Source organism: Blautia sp. Marseille-P3087, from assembly GCF_900120195.1.
Lineage (GTDB): Bacteria > Bacillota > Clostridia > Lachnospirales > Lachnospiraceae > Blautia_A.
In genome coordinates this window covers 3,054,930-3,071,001 of the sequence record NZ_LT635539.1, presented here as the reverse complement: position 1 = coordinate 3,071,001, position 16,072 = coordinate 3,054,930, and the positions used below count along the sequence as shown (strand labels likewise).

Here is a 16,072-nt window from a genome sequence, read left to right as displayed (position 1 = left end):
TGTAAAACAATCCTGCATTCCGGGCATTTAGTTACTGTTCACAGATAGTATCCTGTGAACAGTAACAGCGTTTATTCTTATTCAAACAGTTTCTTTACCATCTCTGCATCAAATGTTACAGAAGATACATGATTGACTTCAATCTGATACAGTGCATTTGCTGCAATGTGCTCAGCCGCCTGTTCAAGATCACGGATACCGGTCGTATCGGCAAACTGCTCAATGACTGCATCCAGACCGTCCGATGCCACCACACACTCTTCCGCTTTCAGGCTCATTCGTTTCAGGACTTTCGGAAGAGCAAATTTCGAAAAAATCACTTTCTTTTCTTCTGCTGTGTAATCCGGAAGTTCAATAACCGCAAAACGGGACATTAACGGCGCACTGATCTGTGCCTTGTCATTTGCTGTGGCGATCGGATATACACCGACGGTCGGAACCATACATTCCATATAGTTGTCTGTAAATCCGAGATTGTCAAGAAGCGTCAGAAGGACATCGGCCGGGTTGCCGTTTCCTTTACCATTCGTCGCCTTGTCAAGCTCATTGATGATAAATACCAGATTTGACTCACCCGCCATAGAAAAAGCTTCCATGATGATACCCGGCTTTGCATTTGCATAAACACGGGAACTTCCTGTCAGCTGCTCTGGATCGTTGATAGAACTCATGTCAAGTGTTGTCCATGGAAGTTTCAGAATACGTGCCACAGCATAGGCGATCTGGGACTTACCGGTACCTGCCGGTCCTACGAGAAGCAGACCATATGCCGGAAGGGTGTGTGTACGGTTGATCTGGATGATCGTCTCAATGATTCTCTGTTTTACTTTTTCCATTCCATAGAGTTCTTCGTCGAGAATGCGGCGTGCCTCTACCGGATCAATGGATTCGAAATAATTGTTTTTCCACTGAATATTCATCATAATGGACAGAGCTCTCTGTGCATGTCTCCGCTCTTCCTGCGAAACTTCATGAGAGCGTGCCACTGCAAGGTTTCTTCTTGCCCAGAGGCGGATGTTGTCCGGCATGGTTCTTCCGGCACAGGTCATAAAGTCCGTAATACTCTGTATACTGGTGAGTTTCATATCGTCACCATCTTCATCTTCCTCATCGTTTTCCGGAAGTTCCGTCGGTGCATTACTTGCAAGAAGTCGTTCGATCATAAACTGCAGGAATCCATCCTCTGCTGAAAGCTTCGTTCCGCCTCCAAATGCTGTCTCACGAATCTTATAAACCGCATAACCCCCTTCATTATTCTGTCCCGATAATCGTACACTGATATGATTTTCGCCAAGCCATTTTACAAGGCTCACAAAACGTGCATCAATCTTTAAGATATCTGCCGGAAACACGCCATCATCCTCTTTAAACTCGAAGGATGATTTCTGGTTTGGGTTGGAAAATACACCACAGGAATGATGTTTCCACTGACGGTTTCTGTTCTCAATAACCAGAATCGGTTTTTCTGCTGAAGGTACTTTTTCATTGGACTGGAACGTCGTATAAGTACATTCCGGATCTTTTTTCTCTGTTTTTGTATTGCTGAAATCAAATACTGGCATAATAAACTGTTACTCCTCTTTTAGTATTTATAAAATTCACCTGTACATACATCATAGATGCCTCGCGGTGTAATACGAATCTCCGGAATGACCGGAAGCGCCATAAATGACAGTGTGATAAATGGTGCGATTCCATCCGGTACACCCATTTCATGGGCTTTTTCAATCATTCTTTTCAGTTTGATGTGACTATACCGGAAACCGGCATCACTCATCAGTCCCATCACCGGTAATTCCAGTGTATCAAAAACCTTATGGTCTGCAATAAGCGTATAGCCTCCCTGCGTACGGATCAGTTCCTGTACTGCAAGTGCCATATCCTGATCATTGTCACCTATCACGATAATGTTGTGAGAATCATGTGAAACACTGGACGCAATCGCTCCGCCGCGGATTCCAAAGCCACTTACAATACCCACTCCCGTTTTACCGGTTGCTTTGTGACGCTCGATCACCGCAATTTTCTGATAATCCTCATCTGCCCGGAACACACCCGGTCCGTCAAATAGCTGTACTCTTTTACGGACAGTTGTAATCTCACCTTCCTGCATTTCAATTACATAAAAACTTCCGTCTGGTGATTCCAGTGTCAGATCATCTACTGTAAAGTTTCCGACATGAACTGTATTTTTTAATTCGACCGGACATTCTCTTATCGTAATCTCGCTGTCCTGATCGATTCTCTGTCCGTTATAATAGACATCATGAATTGTCATATTTTCAATATCATCCAGAACCAGAAGATCCGCCTGATATCCTGTTGCAACTGCACCAAGTCTTCTGAGTCCATAGCATTTCGCAGAATTGATCGTGGCCATGCAAATAGCATCGATCGGATCCATGCCGAGCTTTATTGCCTTACGTACATTATGATCGATATGTCCTTCTTTTTCAATATCTTCGATATGTTTATCATCGGTACAGAAGCAGAAGCCTTCTCCGTTCATCTGATGCCTGACAATGCCGGATACAATTGCCTTGAGGTTTCTTGCCGCACTGCCTTCACGGATATGTACCGTCATTCCACAGCGCCGCTCCTGCATTGCATAATCAAAATCCGAACACTCATGATCTGTCGTGATTCCAGCCATCACATAAGCCTGCAAATCCGCTTCAGCCAGAAACGGTGCATGCCCGTCTCTCACTCTTTCTCTGAACAGATCCAGTTTGCTGTGCATGGCTTCATCAGCATTCACTACAGATATATAGTCCATTACTTCTCCCAGACCCAGTATCCTTCTGTTGCTAAGATACGGCACCATATCCGATGCAGTAATGGTACATCCATTGTCGTCAATTGCAGTTGCCGGTACACACGACGGCATCATCACAAATACATTTGCCTCTACATCTTCTGTCTGATTCAGGATATAATCAATGCCCTTTAAACCGGACACATTTGCAGATTCATGCGGATCCACAATAAACGTCGTTGTCCCATGGCGGGCAGCCACTGTTACAAGCTCTGCCGGTGTCACAAGAGTTGATTCCAGATGCAGATGACTGTCGATCAGTCCCGGACAGACGTACCTGCCTTCCAGATCAATTTCTCGTTTTCCTTCGTAACTTCCGATTCCTGAAATCAGACCCTCTTCTATCGCAATGTCCCCTTTCAGGATCTCTCTGGTAAAAACATTCACAATACGGGCATTTTTCAGTACAAGTTCTGCTTTTTCCAGTCCACGGGTAACTTCTGAACATTTTTGATACTTCTGTAACTTCATAAGCCCACTCTCCTTTTATTCTGTTTTACCTTGTTTTTAAATTCTGCCAGTGCTTTATGCACCTGATTTCTCAATCCAGCTTAATGCCTGCCAGCGCCTGTGCAAATGCATTATTTACCGGCTCTGCCGCCTCTTTTTGCTGCTTTTTCAAATATTTCTGCACGTCTCTTTTATTTACGCCTGCGCCTTCTTTTGCACGTCTTGCCTGGAAGGAAGAAAGCTTTTCTTTATAGCCACATGCACATACGAAAGTTTCTTCTTTCCCTTTGACCAGCATCTCCATACGTTTGTGGCACTTCGGACAGCGCGCATTGGTCGTACGGGAAATAGTCTCTCTGTATCCACATTCTCTGTCCTGGCATACCAGCATCTTACTGTTTTTACCATTTACTGCAAGAAGACGTTTTCCACAGTTCGGACAGATTTTATTTGTCAGATTGTCGTGACGGAATGTACCTGTTCCTGTCTTTATCTCACCAACAATTTCTTCTGTATATTCCCGGATTCCGTCAAGAAATACTTTTTGCTTCAGCTTTCCCTTTGAAATATCAGAAAGTTTCTTTTCCCAGTCTGCTGTCAGCTCCGGTTTCTTCAAGTCTTCCGGTACCAGTTCCAGAAGCTGTTTTGCCTTCGATGTCAGATAAATCTCATTTCCACGTTTTTCCATAAGGAATGTGTGAAATAGTTTCTCAATGATATCGGCTCTTGTGGCAACAGTGCCAAGTCCGCCGGTCTCTCCCAGCGTCTTTGCCGCCTGTGAGTCTTTCGTCGACATATATTTTACCGGATTTTCCATCGCAGCAAGAAGTGTTGCCTCGGTAAAATGTGCCGGTGGTTTTGTCTTGCCGTTAGTGAGCCTTACACTGTCTATATGGATTTTTTCTCCTTGACGGAACACAGGAAGTTTCTGATCTTTCAGTGCATTGTCCTCCGTATCTTCTTCCTGCATGCCCTCCTCATAGACAGCTTTCCATCCGGCACTTATAACTGTTTTTCCATTTGCTGCAAAAGTCTGTCCTGCTGCCTTTGCTTCAAGAGAAGTCTGCTCATATTCAAATGCAGGATAAAGCACACTCAAGAACCGACGCACGACCATATCATATATTTTGCGTTCTTCGTTCGTCATATGATCGAGCTGTACAAACTGTTCCGTCGGAATGATTGCATGATGGTCACTGACCTTTTTATCATCCACAAAGCTTCCGTTTGTCTGAATCGGTTTGCTGATCAGTACTCCGGCAAGCTTTCTGTACGGGCCTGTTCCACAGGCTTTCAGACGTTCTTTAATCGTCGGTACAACATCCTTTCCGATATAACGTGAATCCGTTCGCGGATATGTAAGTACCTTATGATTTTCATAAAGCCGCTGCATAATATTCAGAGTTTCTTTTGCGGAAAATCCGTATTTCTGATTTGCCTCTCTCTGAAGCGTCGTCAGATCATACAGACCTGGTGCATATGTTTTCTTCGGTTTCTTTGCTACAGAGGTGATTTCCAGTACACCGTCTGAAATATTTTTGCGTATGTCTTCTGCACAGTCTTTCTGGAATGTACGGTAACTGCCGCTTCTGGTATCTTTCCATGTCCACTGTATGCCACCCGCCTGCAGGGTAACACCATAATATTCTTCCGGCTGGAATTTACGGATCTCCGCTTCTCTTCTTGCAATAATCGCCAGTGTCGGTGTCTGCACTCTTCCGCAGGAAAGCTGGGCATTGTGCCTGCATGTCAGCGCTCTCGTGCCATTGATACCAACCAGCCAGTCAGCTTCTGCTCTGGCTACCGCTGCGCGATAAAGATTATCATATTCTCTGCCGTCTTTCAGATTATGGAACCCATCACGGATCGCCTTATCTGTCACAGAGGAGATCCAGAGACGACGGATCGGTTTGCGGCATCCGGATTTATCCAGAATCCAGCGCGCCACAAGCTCTCCTTCTCTGCCAGCATCTGTAGCAATGATGATATCCCCGATATCCTTTCGAAACAGTTGAGCTTTAACTGCCTGATATTGTTTGGAGGTCTGACGGATGACCACGAGTTTCATCTTCTCCGGCATCATCGGCAGAGTCTCCATATCCCATTTCACATATTTCTTATCATATTCTTCAGGATCTGCAAGCGTCACAAGATGTCCAAGTGCCCATGTCACCACGTATTCTTTCCCTTCCAGAATTCCGTTTCCCTTCTGGTTACAGTGGAGAACTCTCGCAATATCCCGTGCTACAGATGGTTTCTCTGCAATTACCAATGACTTCATAGATGTTCCTCTTTCTCAAGTTGATATTTTCTGAATTTTCTTTGATGTGAGTATAACATATCCTAACAAAAAAAGGAAGATAACTACTCTTCCTTTCAATGATAATAAATAGCTGAAATATTTGTAAATTTCTGTCGGTCATGCTATGATAAACAGGAACGTAAGGGAGGAAATTATGTATTATTTTATCGTAAATCCTAATTCCCGCTCTGGAAAAGGTGCCCTGATCTGGAAAGGACTCGAAGGCATCTTAAATGAGCGAAATGTTGAATATAAAATATTTTTTACAGAATACAGAGGACATGCCGTTCTTCTGTCTGAGTCCATTACTTCCGATGCTGCCCCGGAAAACCCGGTAACCCTCATTGCAGTCGGAGGAGACGGCACGATTCAGGAAGTATTAAGCGGCGTACACGATCTGTCATATATTACTTTCGGCTATATCCCTACCGGATCCGGAAATGATTTCTGCCGCGGAATGAAACTTCCGACAGAACCCACCGAGGCACTTAATCTGATTCTTTCCGACTGCCGGCCTCATCCGATGGATGTTCCGATACTCACCTGCAGTACGGGAAGCAGCCACTTTGCGATAAGCTGCGGAATCGGCTTCGATGCCGGAGTATGCCATGAAGTCAGTGTCACACCGATGAAAAAAGTTCTTAACCGTATCGGACTCGGAAAGCTGGTCTATCTTTTTGTTGCATTAAAACAGCTTCTTTTTCTGAAACCATCTCCTATGACACTTATCATGGACGATGACAACGTGCAGCAATTTTCCAAAGTATATTTTACTGCGGTCATGAATCAGAAATACGAAGGCGGTGGATTTAAATTTTGTCCCAATGCCAGTCCGTCTGACGGATATCTCGATGTCATCGTAGTCGATGGCTTAAGCAAGCCCAAAGTCCTGTGTTGTCTTCCGACAGCATTTTTCGGAAAACACACGATTTTTCATGGTATCCACATTTTCCGCTGTAAAAAAATAGATATCCACAGTGATCTCGCACTGCCGGTGCACAAAGACGGAGAATCCGCCGGAATCCTGAAAGATTTTTCCGTATCCATCGGCTCCAGGCAGGTGCGCATGATCTCATAATTTCCTATTACATAAAAAACTTCTGCCGGTCACTCAGCAGAAGTTTTATTTTGATTTTAGTTAAATCCGTAGAATTTCTGACATATTTTATACGCAGCCACAAACATCTTACGTCCGCCTCTTCCCGGCAGATTTGCCGCACGTCCGAGGATGCTGTAACGCAATTTGTGATAAAGCCACAGATCCTGCTCACGGATATAATCCAGCAGTTCTCTTTTCTTATCAAGGGCTTCCTGTGTACCGGCACGCACCAGCATAATGGAAGAAACTGTCGTGATGATGTCCAGATAACTCAACATATATTTCTTCACATATTTATTGTCAAACTGACAATTATGGAAGATATCTGTCATCAGTTTATTTACTCTGATCTGTTGGTCGATTCTTTTTATCATTACCTTTTCGTTTACAGACTGGTCATCTCTTCCGATAAAGTAACGATAAAAATTCACATCCAGATAATACATTTTCTTCACAAACGGAAGCGGCTCAAATGCAAAGATATTATCCACATAGAATGTATGCTTCGGAAGCTCCATTCCGCATTCATGCAGGAGTTTGGTACGGTAAATAATCGAATGCATCAAAAGGTATTTTCCCTTCGACATATGCACGCTGTCCCATCCGAAAATCTCATTTACCGGCAGGCAATGACGGTACTGCATAACTTTCTTGCGGGCTGCACCCTGCTTCTCATAAACAAAATTGCTGATCAGCATATCTACTGTCTCCGGTCCACGCACGAGTTCTCCCAGTGTATGCAGAATCTTTGCATAAGCTTCTTCATTTACCCAGTCATCGCTGTCTACAACCTTGAAATAAAGGCCTGTGGCATTACGGATGCCGGCATTGACAGCTTCTCCATGTCCGCCGTTTTCCTGATGGACAGCCTTAATAATCGTCGGATATTTCTCTGCATATGCATCTGCGATCTCTGCAGTACGGTCGGAAGATCCGTCATTTACTACAAGAATCTCCACATCTTCTCCACCCTTTAAAAGAGACTCGATACATTTTTCCATATATGCTTCTGAATTATAACAGGGAATTGCAATACTCAGTAATTTCATTTTCCTGGTTTCTCCTTCATGTATTTTATATATGCCCGGAAAGCAGACGGTATCGCATACTGCTTTTCAGACTGTTTCTTTTCTATAAAAATAAATGGTGCTTCCTTTCGTTCCTCCAGTGAAGATACATGGATACGATAACCAATCATTCTCCATTCAATGTGAGAAAAAATATGCTTCGCCTCAGGCAGTACTTCGATATGAAGCGGCTCCAGATTCATCTCTTTTACCTTCTGAAGTGCTTCATCCATACTCAGATGACCTTCGACATTCGGCAGTTCATAAAGCCCTGCAAGAAGCCCCTCCTGTGGTCGTTTGCGAATTGCAGTGCACTCTCCGTCCTGAATCACAAGAACCGTTTTGTTTTCGATAGTTCGCTTTTTCTTTGGTGCTTTTACCGGAAGTTCATCAACCGTGCCATGATGATACGCCTTACACAATGCTGCAACCGGACATTCCATACACCGCGCCGGTCCGTTGGGTACACACACCACTGCTCCAAGTTCCATCAGTGCCTGATTAAAATCTCCGGGAGCATCTTTCGGCATAATCCCCAGCAGTTTCTCTTCGACCTGACTGCGAACAGATTGTTTCATGATATCCTGACGGTCTTCGGTGATCCTCGAAAAAACACGAAGGACATTTCCATCGACTGCCGGAACCGGAATATCATAAGCAATCGATGCGATCGCGCCTGCGGTGTAACTGCCGATTCCCTTTAAGGCGAGCAGCTCATCATAAGATGCCGGCAAAACGCCTCCGTATTCTGCGACAACGACCTGCGCTGCGCTCTGCATATTCCTTACTCGATTATAATATCCAAGTCCCTCCCACAGCTTCATAAGCTTCTCTTCGGGACACTCTGCAAGAGCCTTCACATCCGGGAGTTCTCCGATAAAACGGAGAAAATACGGCTTTACAGCTTCTACTCTGGTCTGCTGAAGCATAATCTCCGACACCCAAGTATAATAAGCATTCTTCTGATCTCTCCACGGAAGGATCCGTTTATTTTGTCTGTACCAGCTTATAAGCGGCTGTACAATCTCATTTAGCATAAAATCCTCCGGATCTGATGGAATATTGTTACTGTAAACAATGCCAGATTATTTTTCAATACTGCTTAAGTATAACATAAATCCTGCCAAAAGACAGTTGATTTTTTTTATTATAACAGATAGAATATCAGACATGGTAACATAAATAACACTTCAGATGAATTTATCGAAAGGATTTGTACTATGGACAGTATCATTTTTGACGTAGACGGTACTTTGTGGGACTCTACAGATGTCGTTGCAAAAGCCTGGACTGATTATCTCCGGCAAAAAGAACAGATAGACCTTACCATCACAGCTGGTCAGCTCAAAACACTTTTCGGAAAGCCCCTGGCAGAAATTGCAGCTCTGGTCTTTCCCCAATATCCGGAGAATGAACAGCTTCGCCTGATCGATGGCTGCTGCGAGGCAGAACATGCACTTCTTCATATTACCGGTGCACCTCTCTATGAGGATCTGGAAAAAGCCCTGCAGATTCTGTCCGCACAATATCCTCTTTATATCGTCAGCAACAGTCAGTGTGGTTATATCGAACTTTTCCTTGCAAAAACCGGATTCGCCAAATATTTCCATGGACATCTCTGTAATGGAGATACCGGTCTTGATAAAGGTTCCAACATCCGCCAGATTACTGATCAGAATGGTTTGAAGGATCCGGTCTATGTCGGTGATACAATGGGAGACTTCGAGGCATGCCGCAAAGCCGGAGTTCCGTTTGTCCTTGCGGAATATGGTTTCGGTGAGGTTCCGGAGCCGGATATGCGGATCAGTAAACCAATGGATCTCATTACACTGTTTTGTTAATGAAAAGACGTCATAAACTATTTACTCTTATACTTAAGGCGAAAAGAGCATGGAAGATTCGATTTTGATTTCTTCCATGCTCTTCTTTTGTGTAAGTATAAATTTATTTTCAGATTTTCTGTAATTATTATTTCTTAACACATTTGGTTTTCAGATAGAATACCAGCCATGCAAGAATTGCAAGCAGTACAACGATATAAGCAACCTCCGCTGCAAGACTTGTCGTATAGCTGTCTATAAGGGTTGCAACGCCGATCAGAAGCAGGGCAACACCTGATCCCCATGTCATTTTTTTCTCATCATATTTTTCTTTGCGAAGCTTTGCATTGCCGCCTTTCAACAGGATGTCTCCATGTCCTGTCAGAAGCATGACTCCGGCAATTAATGCTATCACGGCCAAAATAAGGCCAAAAGATTTATCCATCATAATTATTCTTTCTCCTGTGTTTTAGTAAAAGCATACGATTGGCACATCATACTGTATCAGATCATACAGAACACCCGCATTTTCCGGTGGCATGTTGATACAGCCGTGTGAACCGTCTGTCAGGTAAATATCGCCGCCGAACTCATCTCTCCATGAAGCATCATGGAATCCGATTCCGCCATCAAACGGCATCCAGTATTCAACCTTTGATTCGTACTCGTAAGTACCATCCGCTTTCATTGTTCCTCTGAGTACATCCGGGCTCTTCTTATAATAGAGCGTAAAGATACCGGCATGTGTCTGGCGATCTGCGTAACTCATATTACCGGAAACGAAATCAGATTCAAAAATATCTGCACCGTTCTGATAATAGTACATATGCTGTTCACTTAAATCAACTTCGATATAAGTGTTACCGAGATCATTTACTCCGTAGGCATTTGCTGTCTGTGAGAAGACCGGCTCTCTCGTCGTCTGCGTACCGGACTGAATCTCCTTACTCAGCTGCGCTGTCTCCGCGCTCTGGTCAATCTTCCATCCGTATACGGAACTGGATACATAAACAGTTCTGCCGCTTGTCGTCTGAAATTCTCTCTCCGTACCGACTGTATCATAAGTTGCTGCAAGCTGTGCCACGTAATCAGCCACATGCTGCTGGAAAGAATTGTCATCCCATACAAGCTGACCCTTCTCGTCAAACTGCAGCCAGTCTTTGATGGTATTGCCATCGAGCGTTTCTGTACGGTCGCCAAAAGTATAGGTGATACTTGCTCTCGTGTAGTTATTGCATGCTTCCAGAGCAGACTGCAGTGCCTGATCATTCTGTGTAACATCCGCACTTACGTATGCTTCCGGTGTATCTGCAAAATTAACGCTTGTCTGACCGGCCGCAACAGCTGCATCCAATACCTGATATGCCTGTTTGATATTAAGCTTGCTACCTTCCGTCTCCGGAACGATCACAAACTGTCCATCCTTAAATGCCACATATGCATTCTCCGGTGCGGTCTGATTCTCTGCCTGTGCACAGTTCAGTGATTTGAGCTGTTCCTGAAGCCTGGTCTTGTTGTATCCTGTATTCTCGGAAACAGTATAGCTCTTCTGCTCATACATGCCTTTGATCCATTCATACGGCTTCTGCTGTTTCAGAAGATTCAGCACTTCCCCGGTAGAAAGATACTGATAATCAATCTGATCTCCTGCAATTGTCTGCGGATCCAGTCCTCTCGAAGAAACCTCAATGGAATAATTCTGGAATTTCTGTTTGAACAGATTCTCTACTTCATATGCCGTCATACGTGAACAGTTCACACCATTGATCCATGTTCCCTCAAAAAACCGATCCGAGAAGTAGTAGCTTGCTCCTGCATAGGCACAGCCACCAACCACAAGCACCATCAGAAGCAGAAGCCCAAAGATACGCCCACCTTTGTGTTTCTTTTTGCTTCCTTTCTTTTTCTGTACCGGCTGTTCATCCATATCATCTACTGGAACATACACGACCGGACCGGGACGTGCCGATTTATGTCTTGCAGGATGAGGTCTCTCCTCATACACTTCTTCAGCCTCATCATACGGTTCTGTATCTTCTATGGATTCTTCGTCATCCTCAGTAAATTCTTCACCATTATCAGGATTCTCCTCATCCGGCTCTGTATCTTCATATTCTTCTCTTGAATCATCATACTCGCCCAGATCATCCAACCCTTCATCGTCGTCCGGTGGGTCTGTCAGTCTGTCCATAACCGCATCAATATGTTCTTCCATATCTGTGCGCTCACCCGGTGCCCCTTCACCGTCAGATAATCTATCCTTAATTTCTTTGTTACTCATTTATTATACTCTCCTGAATATCAATACCTGCGTCCAACCATCCAAATCCTAACATTTTAAGATGATTTTCCTGTAACGTTTCCATTATAACATACTTCTGTATTTTTGCATCTTAAATTATCTCTTTTTTTATGAAATGTCAAATTTCTGTCACCGACATTCAAAGCGCGGGATACATTTCTGCAGCCCGCGCTTCAAATACTCAATTATTTTGTAACTTTTATGACAGTTCTGTATACCGCCCTTCCTGTTTTTACTGTAATCACAGCACTTCCTGTTCTTATTCCTTTTACTCTGCCCCTTGCATCTACAGTTACAAGTACTTTTACTTTTACTGCTCTTCTGTTTGTGCTTCTCTGAGCTGTAAGTCTGATGTCTCCGTTTTCCTGTCCCTGTGCAAATACGGTTGCTTTTTTAGTTACAATATATTTACTCCATTTATGTTTACCGGTTGCTGGAATATCTGAAGGAGCTTTCCGCTCCTGGCAGACAGTACAAATCTGATGACGTTTTTCTGCTTTTCCACAGTTTCCTTTGACATCAATAACAGTTTCCCAGAGATGACTACATTTTTCGTCTTTGTTATATGATGTAGGGAAATAGCAGCTTTCCATACTGTTTCATCGTATTCCATATGAAGTCTGACGCTCTCATCCGGATTAAGTTCCAGAGTAAATTTATCTTCATTTACATCAATCTTATAACTATAATGCTGTACTTCGCCGGAAATATCAATATAAGCAAGTTCTACTACTGCTGTTCCTAATCTATTTGCCCGAATATTCCAGCCATCTTCCATCGGCTCAACTATCAGGACCGGTGTTTCGTCCTCTTCTTCCCATGAATTTTCAATGGATACGTCTGTTACTTCAAAAGGAACATTATCACCTTTCCAATGATCCTTATTTTCTACATAACAGATGTAGTCATGTCTAATCCAGTGATTTTAAGAACGCTGTTATTCTCAGCAGTTTCTGACCAGAAAATCATATTATCCGGCAGGTCTGTCATTGTAGTAAACTCATCTTCTCTGCTGCCTCATCCTGTACGGTTTCTGCCTCTTCTGCTGCAAAAATTTCTTCTTCATTTTCTGATGTTTCCTGCTGTACCTGCACATCCATCTCATTCGCAAGTACCGTAAAGGAATTGCCACTTAGGGTTACTGTTGCCGTCAGCAGCCATGCCATCATTTATCGTCCTTTTGGTTTCATTCGCCTTCTTCCTTCTTTTTCTGACTACTTTTATTTTTCTCAGAATATATAGTACAAGTATAAAGAAGGCACGAAAAAACAGCGATTCTTTTCCATATCGTAGAATATTTTTTGTGACTTTTCACCAGTTTTCCGCTTTAAAATTAGGTAAAAAAGTCCCCGGACAATTTTGGCAATCACCATAACCATCCGGGGATTTCATTATTTACTTATATTCAGATTAGTTTCAGTCTTTATTTTTCAATCAGAAGACTTTCTCCTGTCATGTCTGCCGGCTGTTCCATTCCCATAAGCTGGATCAGTGTAGGAATGATGTCTGCAAGGCATCCGTTCTCTCTTAAGGTGTATTTCGGATCTGCATTTACGAGGATGAACGGAACCGGGTTTGTTGTATGAGCGGTCCATGGTTCGCCTGTCTCATAATCGATCAGCTGCTCTGCGTTACCATGGTCAGCACAAATGAACATCTGTCCGTCAACTTCTTTGAGGGCTTCTACTGCTTTGCCCACACAACCGTCAACAGTCTCGATTGCTTTTACTGCTGCAGCCTGTACACCGGTATGGCCAACCATATCCGGGTTTGCAAAGTTGATAATGATCACATCGTATTTGTCAGATTTGATCGCATCTACAAGTTTGTCACAAACTTCCGGCGCACTCATTTCCGGCTGAAGGTCATAAGTAGCAACCTTTGGAGATTTTACAAGGATTCTGTCCTCGCCTTTGTTTGGCTCTTCTACTCCACCGTTGAAGAAGAAAGTAACGTGAGCATATTTCTCTGTCTCAGCGATACGAACCTGTGTCATATCATGAGCTGCAAGGTATTCGCCAAATGTATTCTTAAGAAGTACTTTGTGGAAGGCAACCAGTTTGTTCTGGATCGTCTCATCATAGTCTGTGAAGCAAACATATGTGAGGTCAAGTTTCTTTGCTCTCTCGAAGCCTTTGAATTCATCATCGCAGAATGCCCTGGTAATCTCACGTGCACGGTCAGGACGGAAGTTGAAGAAAACAACGGAATCTTTGTCCTGAATAGTTGCAACCGGTTTGCCGTCTTTTTCGATTACAGTCGGAAGTACGAATTCATCAGTCTTGTCAGCATCGTAGGAAGCCTGAACTGCTGCTGCTGCGTCTGTGCCTTTGACACCTTCGCCTTCTGTCAGTGCTTTGTATGCAAGTTCTACACGATCCCAGCGGTTATCTCTGTCCATTGCATAGTAACGTCCGGAAACAACACCGATCTCACCAACGCCGATTTCTTTCATCTTTGCTTCAAGCTGTTCGATGAATTCTTTACCGGATGCCGGAGGAGTATCACGTCCGTCAAGGAAGCAATGTACATAAACTTTCTTAAGTCCCTCTCTTTTAGCCATCTCAAGCAGTGCATAGAGATGAGTATTGTGGCTGTGTACACCACCATCGGAAAGAAGCCCCATGAAGTGAACAGCAGAATCATTGTCTTTTGCATTCTTCATTGCTGCAAGAAGTGCTTCATTCTTGAAGAAATCACCATCGTTGATCTCTTTTGTGATTCTGGTAAGTTCCTGATATACGATACGGCCTGCGCCCATATTCATATGACCTACCTCAGAGTTACCCATCTGTCCGTCCGGAAGACCAACTGCAAGTCCGCTGGCATTTCCCTTTACAAATGGATATTCTGCCATTAATTTATCCATAACAGGAGTCTTTGCTTCGTAGATTGCATTTCCCTCATGTTTGTCATTCAGGCCATAACCATCCAGGATCATTAAAACGGTTGGTTTTTTACTCATAATATTCTCCTTCTATTGTATAGTTTTTCTGCATATTCATGCAGTGTCAGCTTGTATGTTTTTTCCTATTATATAGTACCAAAAATTTAGAATTTTTCAAGGATTTTATCGGAAAAGCTCTGTGGAATCGCAGATATCCTATCCTTTGTATTCTCCTGAAGCTGTTCCAGCCAGCCGCCACAGATCGCGGTCAGAAGTTCCTGCATCATTCCCCTTGATTCCGGTGCAAATTTATCCAGTCGTTTCACCATGGCCGCAAGGCTCTTGATTCCGCCCGACTGTACTTCACTTAAGTTTTCGCAGCCGGATGCCTGCAGTGTTGCAAAAAGGTCTTCAATTAAAAGTCGCTTCTGCTCCGTGTCCATTCCGTCGATCCATTTGTGAAGGATCTCGATAAAACGTAGCGCTGTTTTATTCAGGCTGTCTCGTCTGACAAGACCCGGCCCCTGCACTTCCCATGAAAAACCATCATGCTGAAGAAGTCCTCTGCTGGTACTTGCCACGATAATCGGCTTTTTCTCATGTTCGAGAAGTGTTCCTATGATGGAATATTCCGGGATGATCCGGATAATCTTCGGCATCATCTCTGCTGTCTCAGGAGAATCCTGAAATTCCTTTGAAAATCCCGGCCCGTCGTTCGAATATATTTCCAGAATCTTATCATGCACACTTTTGCACATGACAGAGCCATAAATTGCAAGATTTCCACCTTTTGAGTGTCCTCCTACTCGCAGCATCCCGGAGGCTTTGTCAGAAATCCGCTGCATATATTCAACTGCACGTTCCTGAGCCGGAACGACACCGGTACTTAAATTGAAGTCTTCTTTCCAGCCTATAATGGTATCATCCGTGCCACGGAAAGAAATATAAGAAGTTCCGTCTTCCAGCACGATCTCCACAGCCGAAAACTGCTGTTCCGCTTCTGTAACGATCTCATTGACATAGTTTCGGATCACACAATTACCAAACCGGACGGATTCTGCCATTTCAAACATCATAAACGGAGCCAGGCGGATAAATGATTTATCCGCCTCCAGTTCTTTTATCGTGTGTAATTTCTTAAATTCTTTGACCAGTTTTTTAAGTTCTATTCCTTTTTGTCTGGTCACCGCCGGAATCCTGTCAAGATTCACATACGAAAAACAGGCAAGAATCAGGTTATCCACCTCATTAAATGGAGACTGTGCAAAAGTAAGGTCACCTCTCCAGCTGATATAATCCATAATATTTCCCATAAGCTTCTCCTTCTCGA

The 16,072-nt window shown here is 43.7% G+C and carries 13 protein-coding genes; 2 read left to right on the top strand and 11 right to left on the bottom strand.

Annotated elements, in window-relative coordinates; genetic code table 11:
* Positions 1-77: 77 nt before the first annotated feature.
* From BQ7344_RS14615 to BQ7344_RS14605, 3 genes are all read right to left on the bottom strand, one after another.
* Entirely contained in the window at positions 78-1,562 is a 1,485-nt protein-coding gene (locus tag BQ7344_RS14615) for an AAA family ATPase (RefSeq protein ID WP_072523132.1), read from the bottom strand.
* Between the two features lie 20 nt (positions 1,563-1,582).
* Complete coding sequence (ade, locus tag BQ7344_RS14610; protein ID WP_072523131.1) at positions 1,583-3,286, bottom strand: adenine deaminase; 1,704 nt, start codon at positions 3,284-3,286, stop codon at positions 1,583-1,585.
* Between the two features lie 70 nt (positions 3,287-3,356).
* Entirely contained in the window at positions 3,357-5,546 is a 2,190-nt protein-coding gene (locus BQ7344_RS14605; RefSeq protein WP_072523130.1) for a DNA topoisomerase III, read from the bottom strand.
* Positions 5,547-5,721: 175 nt separating this feature from the next.
* On the opposite strand from BQ7344_RS14605, the gene BQ7344_RS14600 reads away from it, so the two are divergent.
* A complete protein-coding gene (locus tag BQ7344_RS14600; RefSeq protein ID WP_072523129.1) occupies positions 5,722-6,645 on the top strand; it encodes a diacylglycerol/lipid kinase family protein in 924 nt (307 codons plus the stop codon).
* A 56-nt stretch (positions 6,646-6,701) separates the two neighbouring features.
* Here the strand turns inward: BQ7344_RS14600 and BQ7344_RS14595 are convergent, their stop codons facing one another.
* Positions 6,702-7,715: a glycosyltransferase family 2 protein gene (locus BQ7344_RS14595; RefSeq protein WP_072523128.1), complete on the bottom strand. Its 1,014-nt coding sequence runs from the start codon at positions 7,713-7,715 to the stop codon at positions 6,702-6,704.
* Positions 7,712-8,770: an A/G-specific adenine glycosylase gene (gene mutY, locus BQ7344_RS14590; RefSeq protein ID WP_072523127.1), complete on the bottom strand. Its 1,059-nt coding sequence runs from the start codon at positions 8,768-8,770 to the stop codon at positions 7,712-7,714. The genes BQ7344_RS14595 and mutY overlap by 4 nt, the downstream gene beginning before the upstream one ends.
* A 183-nt stretch (positions 8,771-8,953) precedes the next feature.
* On the opposite strand from mutY, the gene BQ7344_RS14585 reads away from it, so the two are divergent.
* Complete coding sequence (locus BQ7344_RS14585) at positions 8,954-9,574, top strand: HAD family hydrolase (RefSeq protein WP_072523126.1); 621 nt, start codon at positions 8,954-8,956, stop codon at positions 9,572-9,574.
* Positions 9,575-9,701: 127 nt separating this feature from the next.
* Here the strand turns inward: BQ7344_RS14585 and BQ7344_RS14580 are convergent, their stop codons facing one another.
* From BQ7344_RS14580 to BQ7344_RS14555, 6 genes are all read right to left on the bottom strand, one after another.
* Positions 9,702-10,001, bottom strand: coding sequence for a DUF3784 domain-containing protein (locus BQ7344_RS14580; RefSeq protein ID WP_072523125.1), 300 nt, complete (start codon positions 9,999-10,001; stop codon positions 9,702-9,704).
* A 21-nt stretch (positions 10,002-10,022) separates the two neighbouring features.
* On the bottom strand, positions 10,023-11,834 hold the full coding sequence (locus tag BQ7344_RS14575; protein ID WP_181985304.1) for a L,D-transpeptidase family protein: 1,812 nt from the start codon (positions 11,832-11,834) through the stop codon (positions 10,023-10,025).
* A 206-nt stretch (positions 11,835-12,040) separates the two neighbouring features.
* Entirely contained in the window at positions 12,041-12,448 is a 408-nt protein-coding gene (locus BQ7344_RS14570; RefSeq protein WP_072523124.1) for a hypothetical protein, read from the bottom strand.
* 393 nt (positions 12,449-12,841) lie between these two features.
* Positions 12,842-13,024, bottom strand: coding sequence for a hypothetical protein (locus tag BQ7344_RS14565; protein WP_072523123.1), 183 nt, complete (start codon positions 13,022-13,024; stop codon positions 12,842-12,844).
* A 254-nt stretch (positions 13,025-13,278) separates the two neighbouring features.
* Positions 13,279-14,820, bottom strand: coding sequence for a 2,3-bisphosphoglycerate-independent phosphoglycerate mutase (gene gpmI / locus BQ7344_RS14560; RefSeq protein WP_072523122.1), 1,542 nt, complete (start codon positions 14,818-14,820; stop codon positions 13,279-13,281).
* Between the two features lie 86 nt (positions 14,821-14,906).
* Complete coding sequence (locus BQ7344_RS14555; protein ID WP_072523121.1) at positions 14,907-16,055, bottom strand: DUF2974 domain-containing protein; 1,149 nt, start codon at positions 16,053-16,055, stop codon at positions 14,907-14,909.
* Positions 16,056-16,072 lie beyond the last annotated feature (17 nt).

What these genes read in the sequence shown, in the direction of transcription:
- BQ7344_RS14595 (WP_072523128.1), bottom strand. Translation starts at nt 7,715, where the DNA reads ATGAAATTACTGAGTATTGCAATTCCCTGTTATAATTCAGAAGCATAT.
- ade (WP_072523131.1), bottom strand. Translation starts at nt 3,286, where the DNA reads ATGAAGTTACAGAAGTATCAAAAATGTTCAGAAGTTACCCGTGGACTG.
- BQ7344_RS14575 (WP_181985304.1), bottom strand. Translation starts at nt 11,834, where the DNA reads ATGAGTAACAAAGAAATTAAGGATAGATTATCTGACGGTGAAGGGGCA.
- BQ7344_RS14615 (WP_072523132.1), bottom strand. Translation starts at nt 1,562, where the DNA reads ATGCCAGTATTTGATTTCAGCAATACAAAAACAGAGAAAAAAGATCCG.
- BQ7344_RS14585 (WP_072523126.1), top strand. Translation starts at nt 8,954, where the DNA reads ATGGACAGTATCATTTTTGACGTAGACGGTACTTTGTGGGACTCTACA.
- BQ7344_RS14600 (WP_072523129.1), top strand. Translation starts at nt 5,722, where the DNA reads ATGTATTATTTTATCGTAAATCCTAATTCCCGCTCTGGAAAAGGTGCC.
- BQ7344_RS14580 (WP_072523125.1), bottom strand. Translation starts at nt 10,001, where the DNA reads ATGATGGATAAATCTTTTGGCCTTATTTTGGCCGTGATAGCATTAATT.
- mutY (WP_072523127.1), bottom strand. Translation starts at nt 8,770, where the DNA reads ATGCTAAATGAGATTGTACAGCCGCTTATAAGCTGGTACAGACAAAAT.
- BQ7344_RS14570 (WP_072523124.1), bottom strand. Translation starts at nt 12,448, where the DNA reads ATGGAAAGCTGCTATTTCCCTACATCATATAACAAAGACGAAAAATGT.
- BQ7344_RS14565 (WP_072523123.1), bottom strand. Translation starts at nt 13,024, where the DNA reads ATGATGGCATGGCTGCTGACGGCAACAGTAACCCTAAGTGGCAATTCC.
- gpmI (WP_072523122.1), bottom strand. Translation starts at nt 14,820, where the DNA reads ATGAGTAAAAAACCAACCGTTTTAATGATCCTGGATGGTTATGGCCTG.
- BQ7344_RS14605 (WP_072523130.1), bottom strand. Translation starts at nt 5,546, where the DNA reads ATGAAGTCATTGGTAATTGCAGAGAAACCATCTGTAGCACGGGATATT.
- BQ7344_RS14555 (WP_072523121.1), bottom strand. Translation starts at nt 16,055, where the DNA reads ATGGGAAATATTATGGATTATATCAGCTGGAGAGGTGACCTTACTTTT.